This is a genomic window from Pseudomonas sp. FW300-N2F2 (assembly GCF_017351655.1).
Lineage (GTDB): Bacteria > Pseudomonadota > Gammaproteobacteria > Pseudomonadales > Pseudomonadaceae > Aquipseudomonas > Aquipseudomonas fluorescens_AA.
In genome coordinates this window covers 210,373-229,344 of record NZ_JACNDQ010000001.1, presented here as the reverse complement: position 1 = coordinate 229,344, position 18,972 = coordinate 210,373, and the positions used below count along the sequence as shown (strand labels likewise).

Below are 18,972 nucleotides of genomic sequence, written 5' to 3'. Positions count from 1 at the left end.
ATACCCGGCAGGCCCGATATCCCAGCCTAGCCGACTGAAACAGCCTCGAGCAGCGCGGTCATTGCCGTTCGGCTTCGCACCGCATCGAAGTTGTCCTTTATATATTGCGCCCCACTCTGTCCCATCTTGTCGCGCAGAGACTCGTTGCGCAGCAGTTCGGCAATGATGACCGAAAGGCGATGGCCATCGTTCGGTTGAAACACCAGCCCGGCTTTCGCGTCCTTGACTATCTCGGCTGCCTCCCCCTCGACACCGCACAACACTGGCCTGCCGCAGGCCATGTAATCGAGCAGCTTCGTAGGGATGGCGCCCCTGAACAACGGGATGTCCTTCAAGGTGACGAGGCATAGGTCGGCAGCGTTGATGAACCCCCGTCCCTCGTGCTTGGACACCGGCGGGAGGATCAGTACGTTGTCGATCTTCAGTTCTGTAATCCGCTGCTCGAGGTAGGGCCGTTTCATGCCGTCGCCGATCAACAGGAACAGCGTATTTTCATCCTGGCACTGCACGGCGGCGTCAATGACCACATCCAGGTTATTGGCTTCGCCCATGGCGCCGAAGTACAGGATGATATTGCGCCCCTCCCAACCGAAGTTGCGACGAACCACGCATCCGGCCTCGGCGTCTGGATAGAGCATTTGAGTGTCGACACCACACGTAATGACTTCCAGCTTGCTCACAGGCCAGCCGCGCGCATGGATATCGTTGCGGATACCCTGGGTCAGGGTGACGATGCGTTTCGCCTTGTCATAGAGCAACCGCTCCATCCAGGACATGATGGAAATCAGCAACCGATTGCGCAGGATCCCCATCTGCACGGCGGACTCCGGCCACAGATCCCGGACCTCGAACACCAACGGGATACCTCGCAGCTTGCAAACCACCCATACTGGAAGCATCGGGAAGATAGGGGGCGAAGAAGCCAGCACGACATCCGGTTTTTCGGCTCGCAGAAGACCAAGGGGCGCCGTCACGGAGAATGAAAGAAAACTGATCAAGCGCCCCAGGTAACTGCGATGCAATTCACTGTAGGTGTAGGTACGAATGATCTTAACCAGGCCTTCTCTTTCCTTGAGAATCAGCCGCCTGTACCAAGGGAGTACCGGCTTATCGCGCTGCATGTAACCGGTTTGCCCGGACACCACCGTCACGCTATGGCCCTCAGCAGCCAAATGCTGGGTGAGTTCGTACATCAGCGAATGCCCCGGAGACGAGTGCCCCTGATAGTACTGATAAACCACTGCGACTTTCATTTGAACGCCTTATACAATTCTTTAAGCCGTTCGCCTTCCTGCTGCCAACTAAGCTCCTGGCGAACCACCGAGAGTCGCTCGCGCCAGTGTTGCAGTCTTTGTTCATCGGCAAAAAAAGCGGTGATCCTATCGGCGATCGCTCGGGGCGTCGCAAGGTCGCCAACACAGCCAATCCGGTTCCCCTCCACCAGGCGACGAAGTTCGGGCAGGTCGCTGGCCAGAATCGGAAGTCCCGCCGCAATAAACTCGAATAATTTATTCGGCGTGCAGTAATAGTTATTCAAACAGATCGCCTGGTAGGGGATGACGCCCGCATCAGCCGCTGCCGTTATTCCAAGCAACTGCGATTGGGCAACCGCCGGATGCAGATGCACCCGCGATGTCAGTCCCTTGCGCTCAACCAGGCGCTGCAGGGCCGAGGCGAGCTGACCGTCGCCAAGCAGGACCAGATGGATTCCGGCATTGGACAATAACCCCATGGCTTCCACCAGTTCAGGCAAGTTGCGTCCAGCAGAAAAACCGCCTTGGAACAGCAGCACACGGTGCTCGCGGGGAATGCCAAAGCGCTCGTGCAAATACCAGGAACGCTCGGTTTGTGCCTGGATACGCTCCGCGTTGTGGATGACGGCCACTTCAGCCACACCATAACGCGCCTCAAGCTCGCGGGCGATGGAAGGGTTGACGGTAATCACCCGATCACAGGCCTGTATATGCCGACGCTCCACCTGGGCCCAACTGGAGCGCTGTCCACGAGAGAACTCTTGCTCGCTGTAGAGCTCATGGCTGTCGTAGACCAGGTGAGCATCGAACTCTTCGGACAACGTGCGTCCGACCGCAAGCATTGGCAGATCGTGAGCCACCACCACCTCCGCTTTGTGTTGACGCCCATCAGCCAGGAACAGGTTCAGGTAGAAACGCTCATGATCGACCAGGAAACGCCAGGCCAGGGATTTCATTGCACGCATCAGGCGACCGTTCATCGGTAAATGCCGACGCATGAGGCCATAGGCCTCAAGCACGCGATTCTCCTTGCGTGCAATCGATTCGGTCTGGGTACCGATGCGCCGTACACGCCGGTCATCCGTACCCACGAGTTCGTCCGCCGGCATGGCCAGGATCGTGACGTCCCAACCGTCCTCTTCCAGGCTGTCGGCCTGGAGAAGGATTCTCCGGTCAATCTGCCTGTCATTACAGAGCATCAAGACCCGCGGGGCATGCTGCATGATTTCAGATACCACCCGGATGCAGGTCTCCATCGATAAAGTTGCGGTGCCAGAGCTCCATGCACAGCAATCCCCAGACGACCCGACCGAACTCGCTTTCGCTGTTCAATGCCTTCTCGACGGACTGCACGTTGTACAACCCGCGCGCACGGGCTCGCTCGGACAACAGCGTATCGCGGACGAAATCGCGGGCGACCCCCTTGGTCCATTGCGTCAACGGTGTCGGGAAACCCATCTTGTCCTTGCGCTCGAAGATGCTCTGCGGCACCGCGTTGCGCACGGACTCCTTGAACAGATGCTTCATTCGTCCGCCGGCAAACTTGATGTTCGGTGGAATGGTGGCCATGAACTCCACGATGCGGTGATCCAGCAGCGGCACACGCGACTCGATGGAAGCCGCCATGCTCGTGCGATCTTCTACATGGAGCAATGCCGGCAAAGAGCCCTTGAGGTCGAAGTAGGTCATCTGATTGACCAGGGAATGCAAGCCTTCGCGATTGAAGATTTGTTGATAGGACTCGAACGGCGAGTAGCCCTTGTCGAAGGCATCCGGATTGAACAGATGGGACATACCTTCACTGCGATCGATCAGGCGGAAATAGCGCTGGTCGGTCGATGCGAACAAACCTTCACGCCACAGCCCTTGCAGCATTGGCTGATAAGTCTTGAGCAACGACAGATTGGGGATGATCGATTCCAGCGAAACCGCATAGCGATGCTGGTTTGCCGTTTCATTGATCGCCCCGGACAAGCACTTCTCCAGGTAGGCTGCCATGTAGCGGGCATACCCGACGAACAGCTCGTCACCGCCCTGCCCCCCCAGTACGACCTTGACCTGCTCGCCAGCCAGGCGCGAAACGTAATACTGTGGAATCAGGCCTGGACCGGCGAGCGGCTCATCCATGAAGTGCATCAATTTGGGTAGCAGATCGGCCAGCTCACTGCCCGGGATGTACACCTCGTTATAGTCGGTACCGGCGAACGCCGATACGGCCTTGGCGTGCCCCGTCTCATCGAATTGCGGACCTTCATGGAAGGCCCCGGTGAAGGTCTTGAGTCGTTCGCCCCCCAACATCCTTGAGGCCAGGCAGACGACTGCGCTGGAATCCAGGCCGCCGGACAAGTGCGCACCCAGCGGCACATCGGAGCGCAGGTGCATGCGCACCGAGTCCTCTATCAGGGCGGCGAGATTGTCGACGAAATAACGCTCGTCATGGCGCTCGTCGATGTTGTATTGCAGATCCCAATACTGGTAGGTCTTGATCTTGAGCTGACTGCCCTCATACCAGGCGCTGAGGTGATAACCCGGCTCGAGCTTCTGGACCCCTTTGAACAGTGTCTTTTCGTTCAGGCAAAACTGAAACGTCAGGTAATCCTGCAAACCGTCCGAATTCGACTCCGCCTTCAGGGAGCCGTCGGCAAAGAGTGCCTTGATCTCTGAGGCAAATCCGAGTTTCTGACCATCGAAATGGTAGTAGAACGGCTTGATGCCAATACGATCTCGAGCGCAGAAAAGTCGTTGTTCGAGGCGGTCCCAGATGGCAAAGGCAAACATGCCTATCAGGCGATCGACACAGCGCTCGCCCCACTCACGGAAGGCGTGCAGCAGCACTTCCGTGTCCGAATAGTGGTGCAATGGATGGCCTCGACCGATGAGTTCGCGGCGCAATTCCAGGTAGTTGTAGATGGCTCCGTTGAAAACGATCGTGTAACGACCGTCCTCGGTAGTCATCGGCTGCTTGCCGTGTTCCGGGTCAATAATTGCCAGGCGCCGATGGCCCAACGCTACAGGCCGAGCAGGATCAAGCCAGGTGCCCTCACCATCGGGGCCACGGTGACGAATGGCGTCCATCATCTTCATGACGGAGCCACGCATCGACTCTGGCGTTCCTGAAACCGCTACGATCCCTGCAATCCCACACATAAAAAACCATCCTGCCTTAAACAAACAATAACTGACGCGTCGTTCAAAATTCCGAAGAACTCAGCCCGTGACGCGTTGATAGATATTCAGCAACTTTTCACCTTCCACGTCCCAATTGATCGCTTCACGGGCTTTCTTCGCCCCGTCTTTCAGCGAAGCCATCTTCGCCGAATCGCCGAACAACTGGTTGACCGCACTTGCAATGGCCTCGGCAGAATTCAAATCCGCCAACAAGCCGTTGCCATAAGTGCTGACGATATCGTGCAGGAATGGCAAGTCGTTACTGATGAAAGGCAACTCAGCGACCGCAAACTCGAACAGTTTGTTGGGGCTGCAGAAATAATTATTCTCGTCGACGCCATGGTAAGGGATGATTCCCAGGTCGGCGTCGCAAGTCAGCTCGTGCAGATCGTCGGATGGCACCCCACCGTAAAAGAACACCCGGTGCCCGAGGTTTCGCTCAATGACCAGGTTCTTCAAGGTGTCTTCGAATGCACCGTATCCCACAAGCACCAGATAGGTATTGGCGGCAAAGTCGGCTGCCGCCTCGACAATGCGCTCAATTCCCCGATTATCGGAAATCCAGCCCTGGTACAGCAGAATGTTGTCATCGGGAGCAAGACCGAAGCGCTCACGCAGCAATGACGTCGACGCCACCGGTACCTTGGGCGCTGCGTTCATGATGACGTGTGGAGTCGTAACGGCATAACGTTCTGCCATCAACTTGGCAATGTACGGGTTCACCGTAATCGCCGCATCCACTTGCTTGATCAGCCGCGATTCTTTTTTCTTGTATTTCCTCTGGGTGGCCTCGGGTAGCTGTACCTGAGCGTAGTACAGCTCATGGGCGTCGTAGATCAGCGGAACGTTTCGAATCTTCGCCAGTTCGACGGCCGGCGCCAGCATGGGAAAATCATGCACGTGCAGCACGTCAACCTGGTATTCCGTCATCCGGTCGAGAATGAACTGCTCGAAACTGTTCAAACGCGCTACACGATTGGCCCAGGCCCTGAACAAACGCCAGGCTCGATTATAGGTGGTCGAGCCTGGCAGCAAGTTATAGCGACGTGCCAGGGCTGAAAACCGCGAATCCCCCCAATCGAACATGAATCGCTCGATCTTTATACCGTTGTGCGAGTAGGACTCCCGTTGCGGACATTCGAAGCCCGCCAACAACGTCACCTGGTGACCCTGCTCAACCAACGTCTGGGCTTCCTGCAGAATCCGCCGATCAATCATCAAATGATCGGCTGTCGTCATCAAAATATTCATGCGCCGTTGCAATCCCGATTCACTGACACTGGCTCAAGTCCAATTTGCTGGTCAAGTTGCCGGCGTTGTAATTGGCAACGCCAATTTGCCCGCCCTGTTCGACACCATGACCTTCAATACCGTTGTAATAGACTGTCGGCGAGTCAGCCTCTTCGAAGAAGTACATGCCGTACTTCAAGCCATCCCAAGCTTTCCCGGTATTGTCCTTGAACGTGAACACCGGCTCCTGGCTCGCCGCTACCAGTTTGTCCGAAGCGTTGAAGCAGTAGGCATCCCAACTCTTCGGGGTTTCCACAAGGAGCACCGGCTTGTCATTGACATGGACTACGCCCAATGTGTAGATCCCAGTGTCTGGACTCAACACCACGGTGCTCGATCCCACACCGCCATCGGCTTTCAGTTCGGCCGCCTTGATCGTGTTGCTCCCATTGACTGCGGAGGTGTAGAGAATTTTGTCCCGACCGTTGTGCTTGAGCACAACCGGGTCAAGGGCACTGTCGCTCAACAGTTTCTTAGGCGTTTCCCAACGCAAGCCGTTGGTACTGGTGGAACGATAGATCGCCGAATAAGAGGTGGAACCATCTTCGGTCACGGAAAAGAACAGTTCATAGCCGGTTACACCGTTTACCAGGTTCTTCCTGACAAAGGGGAAAGCGTAGGCGCCTTTGAATGGCAACAGTTTTTCGTCGAAGATGTTGCCCTGCTTGATGTAGTCGGTGTCGTTCTGCGCGGTGGCCAACTTGATCCTCCAGCGATGATCGTCACCGTACCCGGAGTACAGCATGGCGTTGGCATCACCGACTTTGAAGACCGAAGGGTATTCGACATGCAGGGAGTCTTCCGATGCCGGCTGGACACGAACGACCGGCTCACTGCCCCAATCAAAGACATCACCGAACAGTAAGTTGTTTTTCCATGCATACCCCAAGCCGGCTACTGCCACGACAGCAACCGAGGCAAGTATCACGGTACGGCTCTTAGAGTTACTCACTTGCAAATCCTTAAAATAAACGACGAATAAAGGAGATTCTGTACAGCAACCAGGCTGCGGCAAAGGCACAGAAGGTTGTCAGCACGAATGTCAATGGCACTTCTATCAATGGCCTCATCAACGAGGGAGAGACCTTGGCATATTGCGAACGGAACAACTCCATGAAAATTGGATGCAGGATGTAGACCAGCAGCGTCAGCGGAGCCAAGCGCTTGAGCCCAGGTATCCTGACTTTCTTCGCGACTTGCAGGCTCAAACCCCATACACCGATGGACATGGCAAAAACCGTTGGGCTGAAGTAGCTGAAGAAGTACAACTTCCATGTGTAGGCACTGCCGAAACCATAGGCCAGCGCGAAGGTCCCGATGACCGTGACCAGGTACCCCACCAACGTAATCATCCCGTAGGGCAGGTTGGGTCGAAACTTGTACAGGTAATAACCCAGCAGGAAATAACTGATGTACGACCAGGAAAAACTACCGCCATTGGGCGTGTATGTCCGGGAAAACGTACTCCAGGCGAATGTCACCATCGTCAGGATACAAGTGGCGATGACCGCATTGCGCAGGTCTTTCTCTTCCATATTGACCACGGCCTGCGACAGCGGCGGCGCTATCAGATAGAGCCCGATGATCAGGTAGAAAAAGTGCAAATGGTAATACGGTTGCCCCGAGACAATGGCTTTCAGGAAAGCGGTCCAGACAAAGGCCTGCTGGAAGTACTTCATCCATAAGGCGTAGATCACCGAAGAGATGAACAGAACAGCCAGCATGCGTGGCACACGGGAGGTCAGGATATGGCGATAGGTTGTCTTGATGTTACCGAGGATCAGCACTGCACTGAGCATCACGAACACCGGCACGCACCAGTGGGTCAACGAGCTGACGGCGTCGCCCACGAGCCAGGCCCACATGCTCAATTCACCCTGCATATAGATCGGCCGTGCAGAAACGTGCAACAACACCACGGCCAGGCACGCGACCACCCGCACAAAATCCAAGCTCGAATCATGCACCCGCACGGGCGAACCTGTTATGACTTGATTCATTGAACGAAAGCATCCCTGTTGAGTTATTTGTGAGTCAGCACGCTGATGGGCATCTAACGCTTGCGGTTTTCCATCGAGGCCGAATACACGCTCACGATCTCCTGGGCAATGCTGGCGCTGGAGAATTTCAATTCGGTCACCTTGCGAATGACCCGGCTGTTGAAGGCTTCACGTTGGTGGGCCATCGTCAACATCCCCTGGGTCAACTCCTCCACGCTCATCCCCACGACCTGACCCAACTGTGGATGTGAAACGATCTCGGCAGGGCCGCCGCAGCGGGTGGTGAGCACCGGCCGTCCACAGCTCATGGCTTCGATCGCCACCACGCCAAATGTCTCGCTTTCACTGGAAATCACCAGGAAATCGCATTCACGGTAGTAATCGACCAGTTGCGTGCGGCTGGCACGTCCGGAGAACTCCACCACCTGCGCAATCCCCAGGGTGTCGACCAAGGCCCGGGCCTGTTCAAGACCCTCACCGCTGCCGGCCAGCCGCAGACGCAGGCGCGGCTCCAACTGGAACGCGGCGGCGAACGCCTCGAGCAATACAGGCACTCGCTTGACTGGAACGAAGTGACCGACCCACAACAAATGGATCAACTCGTCACGCTTCACCGCTTGTTCGCCAAACATGTCGGTATCGACCAGGTTGGCGATCACTTGCGTATCGACACCTTCCTTGAGCTTGACCTGCTGGCGTATGTCCGAGAGCAATGCAGAACTGACCGCGATTACTTTATCGGCCGCATTCAGGGCCTTTTGTGTCATGTGGCGCAAGTAGCGCGTACGGGTCAAGGTCGTGAAAGGCCCGGTGTGCTCGGTAATGACCAACGGTATTTTCAGCTTGCTGGCCAGACGGCGACCTGCGGTGCCATCGGTATAGGCGGTGTGAGCATGGATCAGCTCGAAATCGAAGTCTGTCCGCAGCCACTCGGCCTGGCGCAGCAAACCATGGGAGTAGGTTGTGGCATGGGCCTGGAAAGGCAGCAATGAGCTCACGATGTACGGGAAGCGGATCAGCGGAACGCCTTCATGCTCTTCCCAGCCACGGATCTTCTGGGCCCGGTAGATGTTCAGCGCACGCCTGATCGCCTTGGGGTTGACGGTGTTGATCCAGAATGGCTCGCCACTGACCACTCTTGCATCGATGCCCTGTGCCCTCAGAGCCTTGACCTGCTCATGGACAAAAATCCCGCCGACCATGTTGTATTCGCGAGGGTACATATGCGACAGCACCAGGACCTTGCGTGGCAGGTTAGCTTCCTTGTGCGCCCCTTCCCCCAGGCGGATATGCAATGCATCGACCAACATCTGGTATTCGGTTTTTTCCTCCACCAGACCGTTGATGGTCATGCCCAGGCTCTTGACCTTGGCCTCCAGCGCTTCACGCTGGCTTTCCAGGCGCTCGGACAAGTCATTCAAATGCTGCGCAACACGGTGTTTTTCCGCCAATTCGTCAGAACGCGCCGAAACTTCCATGCTCAGACTTTCCAATTCCAGGCCCAAGGTTGTCTTTTCCAACTCCAGAACTTCAAGCCGTTCCACGGCGTTCTGGTATTCGAGTGCGACGATCTGAGCCTGATTGACTTGCGACTCAAGCGCTTCAAGCATCATGACCAGATCATGTTGCTTGAGTTCGAGTTCGCCGTTTTTTTCAATCCAATGTTCTTTTTGCAGCAGCGCTGAGTCGTACAGGCCCTGCAGGCTCTTCAATTGCTGATCGCGCGACTGAAGCTCACGCTCGAGGGCATCTCGCCGAGCCTCAAGTTCATTGGCAAGATCACCCAATTGTTCAAGCTTGAGCGTAAGTTGATGAATCTCGTACCGATAAGCTTCACCGTGGTGCCGCGTACCATCGAGCTCTGCTTGAAGGGTCGCTATTTGTGAGGAGAGCTGCTCGTTCTCGCTCGACAGCGCCTCGACACGAGCCTCGCCATTGCTGATCAGTATTTCCTGGGCCGACGCCCTTTCGCTGAGTTGGGTATAGCGGTCTTCCAACTCGGCGCGCTTGTCCTCGAGTTCGTTCGCCAGGGTATTGACCCTGGCCATCGCCTGGGTCTGCTCGAACAACGCGCGCTCTTTTTCCTGAAGCTTGTTCTCAAGGGCCGAGCGCGTAGTCTCCAATTGCTCGGTCAATGCTGAGAACTTGCTTGCCTCCTCGCGCATTTGAGCGACGCTAGGATCATCGCCCAGGCAACAGGCAATGATCTTACGCTGGTCGGCCTCTTCGAAAGTCATCTGCACCTGCAAGTCATCGCTGGGATGAAGCATGCGCAGGATGCAGCCATGGGGCCCGAACGGCACCGGGGCCAGATGATAGGCACCAGTATCATTGTCCCGAGGGCAATTGACGTAGTGCCCGCGAACGTGATCGTAGACCTCGACCGACCCCAGTTCACCCACTTCCACCTGTACCGACCCTGGGCGCCGGGGAACCGTGACGATACCGTAATCGGAATCGCTCTGGATGCGGTAGACGCTGCGGGGATAATTGAACGGATTATCCCGTAGCGCCAGGCCGGACAGTGCGAACGTCGATTCATTGAAGGTCGCCGTACTGGCAGGCATGCTCCAATGGCTTGTCGGCGCAGCACCACGTTCGAACAGCACCAGGATCTCACTGATGTCAGGCATCCTGCGCAAGCCTTCCGCCGACTGCATCGCCTGCAAGCCCTCGAAACGTCGCTGCACCATCAGTGCAGACGCCGGTCGTTCCACAGGTCCGCGACGCATGGAGCAGTTGGGGCAAACGCCGTCCTCGAATGGGTAATCCAGGCCCGACAAGGCACGCGACGCTTCGACTATCTTGGGGTCTTCAAACGTCCACGATTCACCGGAAAACCGTACGTCCACCGCCGAGAATGCCGGGGCGAACAGCGATATCGCGTCCTCCAGCGTGTAGCTGCGCTGATGCAAATGGGCGTGATAACGCGTACCGCACCCCGGGCAGGTGATTTCAGCCGCCTCGAGCAACTCGCGGTAGGGAACAGCCACCAGGATATAGCGCGCCGACACCCGGGCAATCTCGGCCAGGGCCTCGGCATAGATGGAGTCGGGCAAATGCTCGATCACATCGCTGGAAAGCGTCAGGTCAAAGCTTCGGTCGCCAAACGGGATCGCACATAAATCGGCCACCAGCGCTGGTGCCTGCACACGCTTGACTGCGGCTTCGCTGATATCGCAGCCCACCACATCCCAGCGTGGCACCAGGCGGTTGGTCACGGTGCCGTTGCCGCAACCGGCGTCGAGAATGGTGTTCACCGAGTCGGGGATCAGTTCGATCAGATCCTCGGCGACGGCAACCTGCTCGGAGACTGCATTGCGGCTCCACAGGTCGGCCTGGGCAAAATAACTGATCTCGGAGCGCTTACTCATTCAACGGATTCCAGATTGACCCATTCCACCGGGTGCACGACCAACCCACGCTCCATACGCACATCCAGGGGCGCAGTCACACGGATGCGGTATTGGCGATCATGGACATCCAGCGGATGTTCCCCACTCGATTGGCTTTCGGTCATGCCATCGAAAATGCCCACGGAGATCACATAGTCCCCCACGCCTACCATCAACGGGTCGAACTGCGCCTTGACCAGACCCGTGCGACGGTCCCGCGTGGACGAAATGAACGGCGATACGACCTGCGCCACACAGCGCCCGTCCATGCCATAGATGCAAATGATGAAAGACATGCAAGGGATGTCGACTTTGGCGCCCCATTTCACGTGGACGTAAAGTGGCTCGCCAAAGGAGAACACACGCCGCGACTCCTGATGCCGATCCAGGAAATCGACGCCGTCGATCCAGGCACTGCCTTCGCCATATTCAAAATCAGACCGTTCGGCCACCGCCGGTGCATTGTCGGTCGCTGAAGGCACGAAGGAACTGAGGGCAAACCGCTGGCTGATCATCTGCCCATCTTCGGCAGCCGGCTCCAACGTGCCGATGGTGATGTACTCCAAACCGTCGAATATCTGGCAGTAGACCGTTTCGCCCACACCAGTGCCCGTGTGCCGGATGGTCACGAAAAACTCGCTCAAGTCTCCCAGCCCCAACGGAACCTTGATGCTGACCGGGGCGTGCTTGTATTGCCCGCCACAATCCTTGAACTCCCGATAGCTGATCCCTTCGGAGGTCCTCCTCGGAGCCCCCCAGTTCATGTAGCCATGGGAGGTCAGCAGGTGCAGCCGCTGGTTACGGTCATCGTCCAGGGCCTCCCCCACCAACACGTTGTCGATAACTTCACCTTTCTGTTCGAGCGTCATCTCGAACACGGCCAGGGGGGTCGTCGGCGCATCGTCGGAGGCGGAGATGAAACGCAGTACCGAGACCCGGTCGACCTCGGTGTCGGTCAGCAATTCACTGACGTCCCCACGGCTGAGCTTCAGGTTGATCGCCCTCAGGCGCAGCTCCTCCTGCTTGCGGATGGATGCCGCATAGGAGCGGCCGATCTCGATCGGGTCACCATCGGCGACAATCCTGCCGCGCTCGACCCAGATGGCGCGGTCGCAGATCATCTGCACAGCCGACATGTCATGGGAAACGAACAACACGGTCGAGCCTTCTGCCGTCAAGGTGCGCATCCGCTTGGCGGATTTACCGGCAAAATACGAGTCACCGGCGCCAAGGATCTCATCGATGATGAGGATTTCCGGACGTATGGCAGTCGCTGCCGCAAAGGCCAGTCGCGAATACATGCCTGACGAATAAGTCTTTACCGGCTTATCGATGAACTCTTCGAGTTCAGCGAACTCCAGCACATCATCAAGCAACTTCCTGGCGCGAGCGCCCGTCACACCCTGGTAGGCGAAGGACGACATGACGTTGGTGCGACCGGTGAACTCGGGATGAAACCCGGTCCCCAGCTCCATCAACGCCTGGACTTTCCCACGGACCTTGACCGAGCCCTCAGTCGGCTGGATGAGCCCGGCAATCAGCTTGAGCATCGTACTCTTACCGGCACCGTTACGCCCAACCAACCCCACGCGCTCGCCGGGCTTGATCGTCAACGACAGGTTGCGCACAGCCCAGAACTCATCGTAGGTCGACCGGGCAACGGGAAAACCCAGCGCCTCAACCATACGGTGGCGTGGCGAGCGGAAAATCCGGTACATCTTGGCGATGGAGGCTAGTTCAATGATCGGCTCAGACATAATCGGCAAATAATGGCTTCAATCGCGAAAAGACAAATCCACCCAGAAAGAAAGTGGAGAACGAAATGACGGTAAAAATAGCCAGCAATCCAGGCTTGATGACCCCGATGAACGCTGCATCCCGATACAACATGATCAGGTAGTACAACGGGTTGGGGTACATGAAGGGAATGAGTTCCTTGGGAATCATTTCCTGCGTATAGGCGATGGGCGATACCAGCATCAGGAACAGGATGAGCACAGCAACCATCTGGCTCAGGTCTGGTACGAACACGTTGATCGCCGAGAGTATCCAGATCAGGCCGACCGTGAAGATGATCTGCAGCACCAGTATCAAGGGGATTGCCAGCTGTGTGGAGTGGACGATGCCGCGACTCCACAACACCATCAGCAACATCACCAGCCCCACCAGCATCGTCACGCTGCTGGCCAGGACCGTCTTGACGGGAATCAGGTCGATCGGGAACAAGGTGTTCTTGATCAGCCCCTTGTTGCCCAGCACCGATCCCACTCCGCTGCCCAGCGCCTCGGAAAAACCAAGGAAAGGCACCAATCCACAAAATATCAGCAGCACGTAGTCGAAGGTGCCGAACTCTGCGACCCGTACGCGATAAATCATCGTGTAGACCACGGCATACAAACCGAGGAACAGCAGTGGATAGAGGAAAATCCATGCGACACCGAAGATCGTGCCGATGAACCGGCTGCGTATATCGGTCAATGTGGTCGCCCACAGGACGTGAATGTGACGCCAGATGATTGAAATCGGGTTCATGGCCGGGTGTTTTCCAGGATAGCGACGATTCGTGCGGCGGCGGTACCGTCGCCGTAGACATCTACCTGGCCTTCAGGGATCGACCGGTTTTCCATCGCCGTTTTAATGGCATTCCGATTGGCGCCCACCAACTGGTTGAAGCCCAGCTCGACGGTTTCGACCCATTCCGTTTCATCGCGCAGGGTGATGCAGGGCACCCTGTAGAAATACGCCTCTTTTTGCACCCCGCCCGAATCGGTCAGGATAACGTTGGCGGCCTGTTCAAGGGCAACCATGTCCAGGAATGGCAGCGGGTCCACCACCTTGATGGCGTTCAGGTAATGTTCCAGCCCGTGAGTCTTGAGCAGGTTGCGTGTGCGCGGATGCAACGGCAGGACGACGGGCATCTGCACGGCAACGTCAGCCAGACCGGCCATGATTTCACCCAGGCGCTGGGGATCGTCGGTATTTTCAGCACGGTGGCATGTCGCCAGTGCAAAAGCCCCCTCCTTCAAACCCAACTGCACCAGGACCTGGCTCTGCGCCTTGGCGCGCTCGCGATAGAACAGCGCCACGTCGTACATGACATCACCGACGTTGTGCACCCCTTCGCTGAGCCCTTCCTTGGCCAGGTTATCGACGGCCAGGGCCGTGGGGCAAAGCAGCAGCGTCGAAACGCGGTCGGACAGGATACGGTTGACCTCTTCCGGCATGCGCATGTTGAACGAACGCAGCCCTGCCTCGACATGGGCGACGGGGATGTGCAGCTTCGCTGCCGCCAGCGCGCCCGCCAATGTGGAGTTGGTATCGCCGTAGATCAGTACCCAATCCGGCTTTTCCTCGAGGAGTATCTGCTCGATACCTTCGAGCATCCGCCCCGTCATCGCGCCATGGGTCCCCCCTGACACCTCAAGGTTGTACTTGGGCGCCGGGATCTCCAGTTCGTCGAAGAAAACCTGGGACATGTTCGGGTCGTAGTGTTGCCCGGTATGCACCATGACTTCCACCAGGCGCCCCGGATGCTTCAGAATTTCCCGGGAAACCGCCGCAGCCTTGATGAACTGTGGACGAGCGCCAACGATGGTTACGATCTTGCAGGTCATACGCGAAGGCTCTCTTTCAAAGTGTCGACAATAAGGCGCTGGGAAGGCTCATCGAGATAAGGGTGCATGGGCAGGCTCATGACACGGGCGGCGATCGCATCGCCGACCGGCAGTTGCGCCTGCTCGTCCTTGACCGCAGGTTGGCGGTTCAGGGGGATCGGATAATGCACAGCCGTAGGGATGCCGGCACTTGCCAGGTGTTTCTGTACAGCATCGCGCGAGGCCACTTGCACCGTGTACTGGGCCCAAGCGCTCTGGCTTGCCGTCGCCACGAAAGGCGCGGCGATATCTGCCTGCTCCAGCAATAGGGCATAACGTTGCGCGACTTCCTGACGCTGACGCAGCTCAGTCTCGAAAATATCCAGCTTGGGCAGCATTATCGCTGCCTGCAGCGTATCCAGCCGACTGTTCACGCCGACACGAACATGATGGTAGCGACGATCCTGGCCATGCCGGGCAATCTGCCGGAGCACCTTGGCCAGGTTTTCATCATTGGTGAACATCGCACCGCCATCGCCATAGCAACCCAATGGCTTGCTCGGGAAGAAACTGGTGCAGGCAATAGTGCTCAGGTTGCAGGAGCGCTTTCCTTTATAAAGCCCCCCGAAACTCTGCGCGGCATCCTCGATCACTGGTATGCCATGCCGTGCTGCGATGGCATTGATCGCATCGAAGTCGGCGCACTGGCCGTATAGCGAGACCGGGATAATCGCTTTCGTCTTCGGCGTAATGGCCGCTTCCAACAGCGCGGGATCCAGGTTGTAGGTCTTGGCGTCGACATCGACGTAGACCGGCTTCGCCCCGAGCAAGGCAACGGTTTCCGCCGTGGCAATATAGGAAAACCCAGGGGTGATGACCTCATCGCCCGGGCCGATCCCGAGCGCCATCTGCGCGATTTGCAGGGCATCGGTCCCGTTGGCGACACTGATACAGTACTTGGCCCCTGTAAAGGCTGCCAGGCGCTCTTCAAGCTCATTCACTTCAGGGCCAAGGATGTATTGCCCATGGGCCAGGACGCGCTGGATAGCCGCGTCGATCTCCACCTTGATCAGCGCCTGCTGAGCCTTGAGGTCAATGAACTCGATCACTGCTTGTTCTCCTTTTTAAGCACATTCCCGCTGAGTACATACGTAGCACCGGAATGAATGCACGGCGCACAGCCTTCTCCGCTCAACGGCAGGTCCAACTGCTCGCCGAACTCACTCATCCAGCCAATCTGCCGGGCAGGGACACCGACCATCAGGGCATAGGCTGGCACATTGCGATTGACCACCGCACCGGCGCCTACGAAGGCGTAATCACCAATGGTCACACCGCAGACAATCGTGCAGTTGGCTCCGAGCGTCGCGCCCTTCCTGACCAGCGTGTCGCGGTATTCGTTTTTTCGCTCGATGAGCGAGCGGGGGTTATAGACGTTGGTGAACACCATGCTCGGGCCACAAAAAACACCCTCTTCAAGGGTGACGTTATCGTAGACGGAAACATTGTTCTGGATCTTGCAGTGGTCGCCGATCACCACCTTGTTTCCGACAAAAACGTTCTGGCCAAGCGAAACGCCACGACCGATGCGCGCGCCACCGCAGACATGGACAAAATGCCAGATACGGGATTCATCACCGATCTGGGCGCCATCATCGATGATCGCACTGGGATGCTGATAGTAGTTCAAGTTTGAGTCCTGATGTACGTCACGGTACGCATATACAAAAACAGCGGGTTACCGCAATGCCGGCAACCTGCCATTTATGATGAACCATGTTCCTTGGGCTTACTTCAGCCCTGCCACGAACGGGTGACCTTCGCCATCTGCGGCACGAGTCGGCGTCAAGGTGCGAATGGTTTCCACCGTTTCAACACAATGCCGAGCATCTTCGATGCCGTAGCCCTTGCCATCCAGTACCGCTTGGTAGCTGACCGTATGCAGGTCGGTGAAGCCTTCGGAGAACTCGATCTCCTCGCCATCACACGTAATGGAACGGAACGTCGGCTTCTTGCCCTTTACAGACGCCGGCAGGTCATCGGCGTCGATGGAAAGGAACCAACGCACACGAGCATTCTCATACTCCAGGTAACCGGCAGCCTTGAAATCGTTGGCATAGTGGACAACGTTACGCTGCAATTTGCCGAAGATGAAATGCAGCATGTCGTAAAAGTGCACGCCAATATTGGTGGCAACGCCGAAAGACTTGCGAGGATCACCTTTCCAGCTTTCCATGTACCACCTGCCGCGGCTGGTGATATAGGTCAGGTCGACCTCATGCTTGTGGGCACGCTTTTCGACCTGGACGCGATTTTTCAGGTCGATGATTGCCTGGTGATGACGCAATTGGAGAATGTTCCAGAGACGCTTGCCCGTCTCCCGCTCGGTCAAGCTCAAGTCATCCAGCATGGCGGTGGTAGGCACCAACGGCTTTTCGCAGATCACGTCACAACCAAGGCGCAGTCCCGCAGTGATATGCGGATGGTGCAAGTAGTTGGGGGAGCAGATCGAAACGAAATCCAGCGCAGTGGCAGGGTCGCGCTTGAGTCGCCAGGCGTAGTCATAGAAGCGCTCGAACTCTGTAAAGAACTCGCTTTGTGGCGACAGGCTATCAATGATCCCGACCGAATCATTAATGTCATAGGCACAGACCAGTTCATGGCCGGTGTCCTTGATGGCGCGCATATGGCGCGGGGCGATATAGCCGGCGGCACCGATAAGGGCAAAACGTTTCATGGAAAGACCTCAGAAAAGGGGTATTTGCCTCGAAGCGGGACCTTCAGGAAGGGCAAGCGCAAGCCCCGCTCCTGCTGGCCCCTCCTGTAGACAGGCTGTCAGGCCTTGATGATGTGCGCCGCGGGCGTACGGTACTTGCCACGGCTGTCGACGATCAGGCGAGCCGAGTCCTTGATCAGCTCGTAATCGAACTTCTCATGGTCTGTGGCAAGAATCACCGCGTCGAACGACGCGAGGTTGTCCGCCGTGAGCGACTCACTCGACAGCGTGAAATGGTGTTCACGCATCTTGGGGAATACCGGGACGTGCGGGTCGCTGTACGCGACAACGGCGCCCTTGGCTTCGAGCAACTCCATGATTTCGACCGATGGGGACTCACGCATGTCATCGACATTCTTCTTGTAGGCAATCCCCAGGATCAGCACCCGGCTGCCTTTGAGTGCCTTGCCTTCATTGTTCAACCCGTCCATCAACTTGCCGACCACATACTCCGGCATTGCCTGGTTGACTTCGCCGGAAAGCTCGATGAAGCGCGTATGAAGGCCGTACTCGCGAGCCTTCCAGGTCAGGTAGAACGGATCGATCGGGATGCAATGGCCGCCCAGCCCGGGCCCAGGATAATACGCGGTAAAGCCGAAGGGCTTGGTAGCCGCGGCATCAACCACTTCGAAGATGTCGATGCCCATGCGATCGGCCACGACCTTCATCTCGTTTACCAGACCGATGTTCACCGCGCGATGGATATTTTCCAGCAGCTTGGTCATCTCGGCGGCCTTGGTCGAACTGACCGTCACGACCTGGTCGATGGCCTGCTCGTAAAGTGCAATGCCAACCTGCAGACAATTGGGGGTATGACCACCGATGACCTTGGGGATGGTACGGGTTTCGAAGTCGGGATTGCCCGGGTCTTCGCGCTCAGGGGAGTAGACCAGGAAAATGTCTTCGCCGGTGACAAGACCGCCCTCCTCGACACGAGGCAAGAGCTCTTCCTCGGTAGTTCCTGGATAAGTGGTACTTTCCAGCGAAACCACCTGGCCGGCGCGCAGATAAGGCTTGATTGCGTCGGTGGTGTTGATCACGAAGCTCATGTCCGGCTCGCGATATTTGTTCAGCGGCGTAGGCACGCACAGGATGAGCGCATCACATTCGCTGACCTTGCTGAAGTCGCTCGTTGCCAGGAAGCCCGTCGCTCGTGCATTGGCAACATGACTGCTGGCAATGTGCTCAATGTAGCTTTGGCCCGCATTGAGCTTGGCCACCTTGTCGGTATCGATATCAATACCCAGGACACGGAAACCGATAGCGTTGTAGCGAAGCATCAACGGCAACCCGACGTACCCAAGGCCTACGATCCCGATTACCGCATCCTTACTCTTGAATTTCGCAATACTTGCTTCGACCACACCCATCAAACCAACCACTCCCAACGAAATGAAGAACTCCATATGTAAGACATGTTACCAAGACGTGGCAGTATGCTCATAGGACAAATCCCCATCTTTGCGAAAGATAGAAAAATTCCTACACACTGGCCGC

General features: G+C 56.9%; 14 protein-coding genes. All 14 read right to left on the bottom strand.

Translation table 11 applies throughout. The features are described 5' to 3' along the window. Positions 1–26: 26 nt before the first annotated feature. A complete protein-coding gene (locus J4E63_RS01070; protein WP_207280765.1) occupies positions 27–1,253 on the bottom strand; it encodes a glycosyltransferase family 4 protein in 1,227 nt (408 codons plus the stop codon). Further along, on the bottom strand, positions 1,250–2,509 hold the full coding sequence (locus J4E63_RS01065; protein ID WP_207280763.1) for a glycosyltransferase family 4 protein: 1,260 nt from the start codon (positions 2,507–2,509) through the stop codon (positions 1,250–1,252). The genes J4E63_RS01070 and J4E63_RS01065 overlap by 4 nt, the downstream gene beginning before the upstream one ends. Continuing rightward, positions 2,481–4,400, bottom strand: coding sequence for an asparagine synthase (glutamine-hydrolyzing) (gene asnB / locus J4E63_RS01060; protein ID WP_207280761.1), 1,920 nt, complete (start codon positions 4,398–4,400; stop codon positions 2,481–2,483). Before asnB ends, J4E63_RS01065 begins: the two co-directional genes overlap by 29 nt. 60 nt (positions 4,401–4,460) lie before the next feature. Beyond that, positions 4,461–5,684, bottom strand: coding sequence for a glycosyltransferase (locus tag J4E63_RS01055; RefSeq protein WP_207280759.1), 1,224 nt, complete (start codon positions 5,682–5,684; stop codon positions 4,461–4,463). Between the two features lie 7 nt (positions 5,685–5,691). Then, complete coding sequence (locus tag J4E63_RS01050) at positions 5,692–6,663, bottom strand: hypothetical protein (RefSeq protein ID WP_207280757.1); 972 nt, start codon at positions 6,661–6,663, stop codon at positions 5,692–5,694. A gap of 10 nt (positions 6,664–6,673) precedes the next feature. After that, entirely contained in the window at positions 6,674–7,711 is a 1,038-nt protein-coding gene (locus tag J4E63_RS01045; RefSeq protein WP_207280755.1) for an acyltransferase, read from the bottom strand. A 53-nt stretch (positions 7,712–7,764) separates the two neighbouring features. Beyond that, positions 7,765–11,085: a glycosyltransferase gene (locus J4E63_RS01040; protein WP_207280753.1), complete on the bottom strand. Its 3,321-nt coding sequence runs from the start codon at positions 11,083–11,085 to the stop codon at positions 7,765–7,767. Beyond that, positions 11,082–12,863: an ABC transporter ATP-binding protein gene (locus J4E63_RS01035; protein ID WP_259333792.1), complete on the bottom strand. Its 1,782-nt coding sequence runs from the start codon at positions 12,861–12,863 to the stop codon at positions 11,082–11,084. Before J4E63_RS01035 ends, J4E63_RS01040 begins: the two co-directional genes overlap by 4 nt. Continuing rightward, a complete protein-coding gene (locus J4E63_RS01030) occupies positions 12,856–13,638 on the bottom strand; it encodes an ABC transporter permease (protein ID WP_038859231.1) in 783 nt (260 codons plus the stop codon). The genes J4E63_RS01035 and J4E63_RS01030 overlap by 8 nt, the downstream gene beginning before the upstream one ends. After that, a complete protein-coding gene (gene wecB, locus J4E63_RS01025; RefSeq protein WP_207280742.1) occupies positions 13,635–14,720 on the bottom strand; it encodes a non-hydrolyzing UDP-N-acetylglucosamine 2-epimerase in 1,086 nt (361 codons plus the stop codon). The genes J4E63_RS01030 and wecB overlap by 4 nt, the downstream gene beginning before the upstream one ends. Next, positions 14,717–15,808 (bottom strand): DegT/DnrJ/EryC1/StrS aminotransferase family protein, encoded by a 1,092-nt coding sequence (locus tag J4E63_RS01020; RefSeq protein ID WP_207280740.1) that lies wholly within the window; start codon positions 15,806–15,808, stop codon positions 14,717–14,719. The genes wecB and J4E63_RS01020 overlap by 4 nt, the downstream gene beginning before the upstream one ends. Next, positions 15,805–16,389 (bottom strand): acyltransferase, encoded by a 585-nt coding sequence (gene wbpD / locus J4E63_RS01015; protein WP_207280738.1) that lies wholly within the window; start codon positions 16,387–16,389, stop codon positions 15,805–15,807. The genes J4E63_RS01020 and wbpD overlap by 4 nt, the downstream gene beginning before the upstream one ends. 99 nt (positions 16,390–16,488) lie before the next feature. Continuing rightward, positions 16,489–17,436: a Gfo/Idh/MocA family protein gene (locus J4E63_RS01010; RefSeq protein WP_092205265.1), complete on the bottom strand. Its 948-nt coding sequence runs from the start codon at positions 17,434–17,436 to the stop codon at positions 16,489–16,491. Between the two features lie 98 nt (positions 17,437–17,534). Further along, positions 17,535–18,845: a nucleotide sugar dehydrogenase gene (gene wbpA, locus J4E63_RS01005; protein WP_207282433.1), complete on the bottom strand. Its 1,311-nt coding sequence runs from the start codon at positions 18,843–18,845 to the stop codon at positions 17,535–17,537. Positions 18,846–18,972: the final 127 nt, after the last annotated feature.

What these genes read in the sequence shown, in the direction of transcription:
- wecB (WP_207280742.1), bottom strand. Translation starts at nt 14,720, where the DNA reads ATGACCTGCAAGATCGTAACCATCGTTGGCGCTCGTCCACAGTTCATC.
- J4E63_RS01040 (WP_207280753.1), bottom strand. Translation starts at nt 11,085, where the DNA reads ATGAGTAAGCGCTCCGAGATCAGTTATTTTGCCCAGGCCGACCTGTGG.
- J4E63_RS01065 (WP_207280763.1), bottom strand. Translation starts at nt 2,509, where the DNA reads ATGGAGACCTGCATCCGGGTGGTATCTGAAATCATGCAGCATGCCCCG.
- asnB (WP_207280761.1), bottom strand. Translation starts at nt 4,400, where the DNA reads ATGTGTGGGATTGCAGGGATCGTAGCGGTTTCAGGAACGCCAGAGTCG.
- wbpA (WP_207282433.1), bottom strand. Translation starts at nt 18,845, where the DNA reads ATGGGTGTGGTCGAAGCAAGTATTGCGAAATTCAAGAGTAAGGATGCG.
- J4E63_RS01030 (WP_038859231.1), bottom strand. Translation starts at nt 13,638, where the DNA reads ATGAACCCGATTTCAATCATCTGGCGTCACATTCACGTCCTGTGGGCG.
- J4E63_RS01010 (WP_092205265.1), bottom strand. Translation starts at nt 17,436, where the DNA reads ATGAAACGTTTTGCCCTTATCGGTGCCGCCGGCTATATCGCCCCGCGC.
- J4E63_RS01045 (WP_207280755.1), bottom strand. Translation starts at nt 7,711, where the DNA reads ATGAATCAAGTCATAACAGGTTCGCCCGTGCGGGTGCATGATTCGAGC.
- J4E63_RS01070 (WP_207280765.1), bottom strand. Translation starts at nt 1,253, where the DNA reads ATGAAAGTCGCAGTGGTTTATCAGTACTATCAGGGGCACTCGTCTCCG.
- J4E63_RS01035 (WP_259333792.1), bottom strand. Translation starts at nt 12,863, where the DNA reads ATGTCTGAGCCGATCATTGAACTAGCCTCCATCGCCAAGATGTACCGG.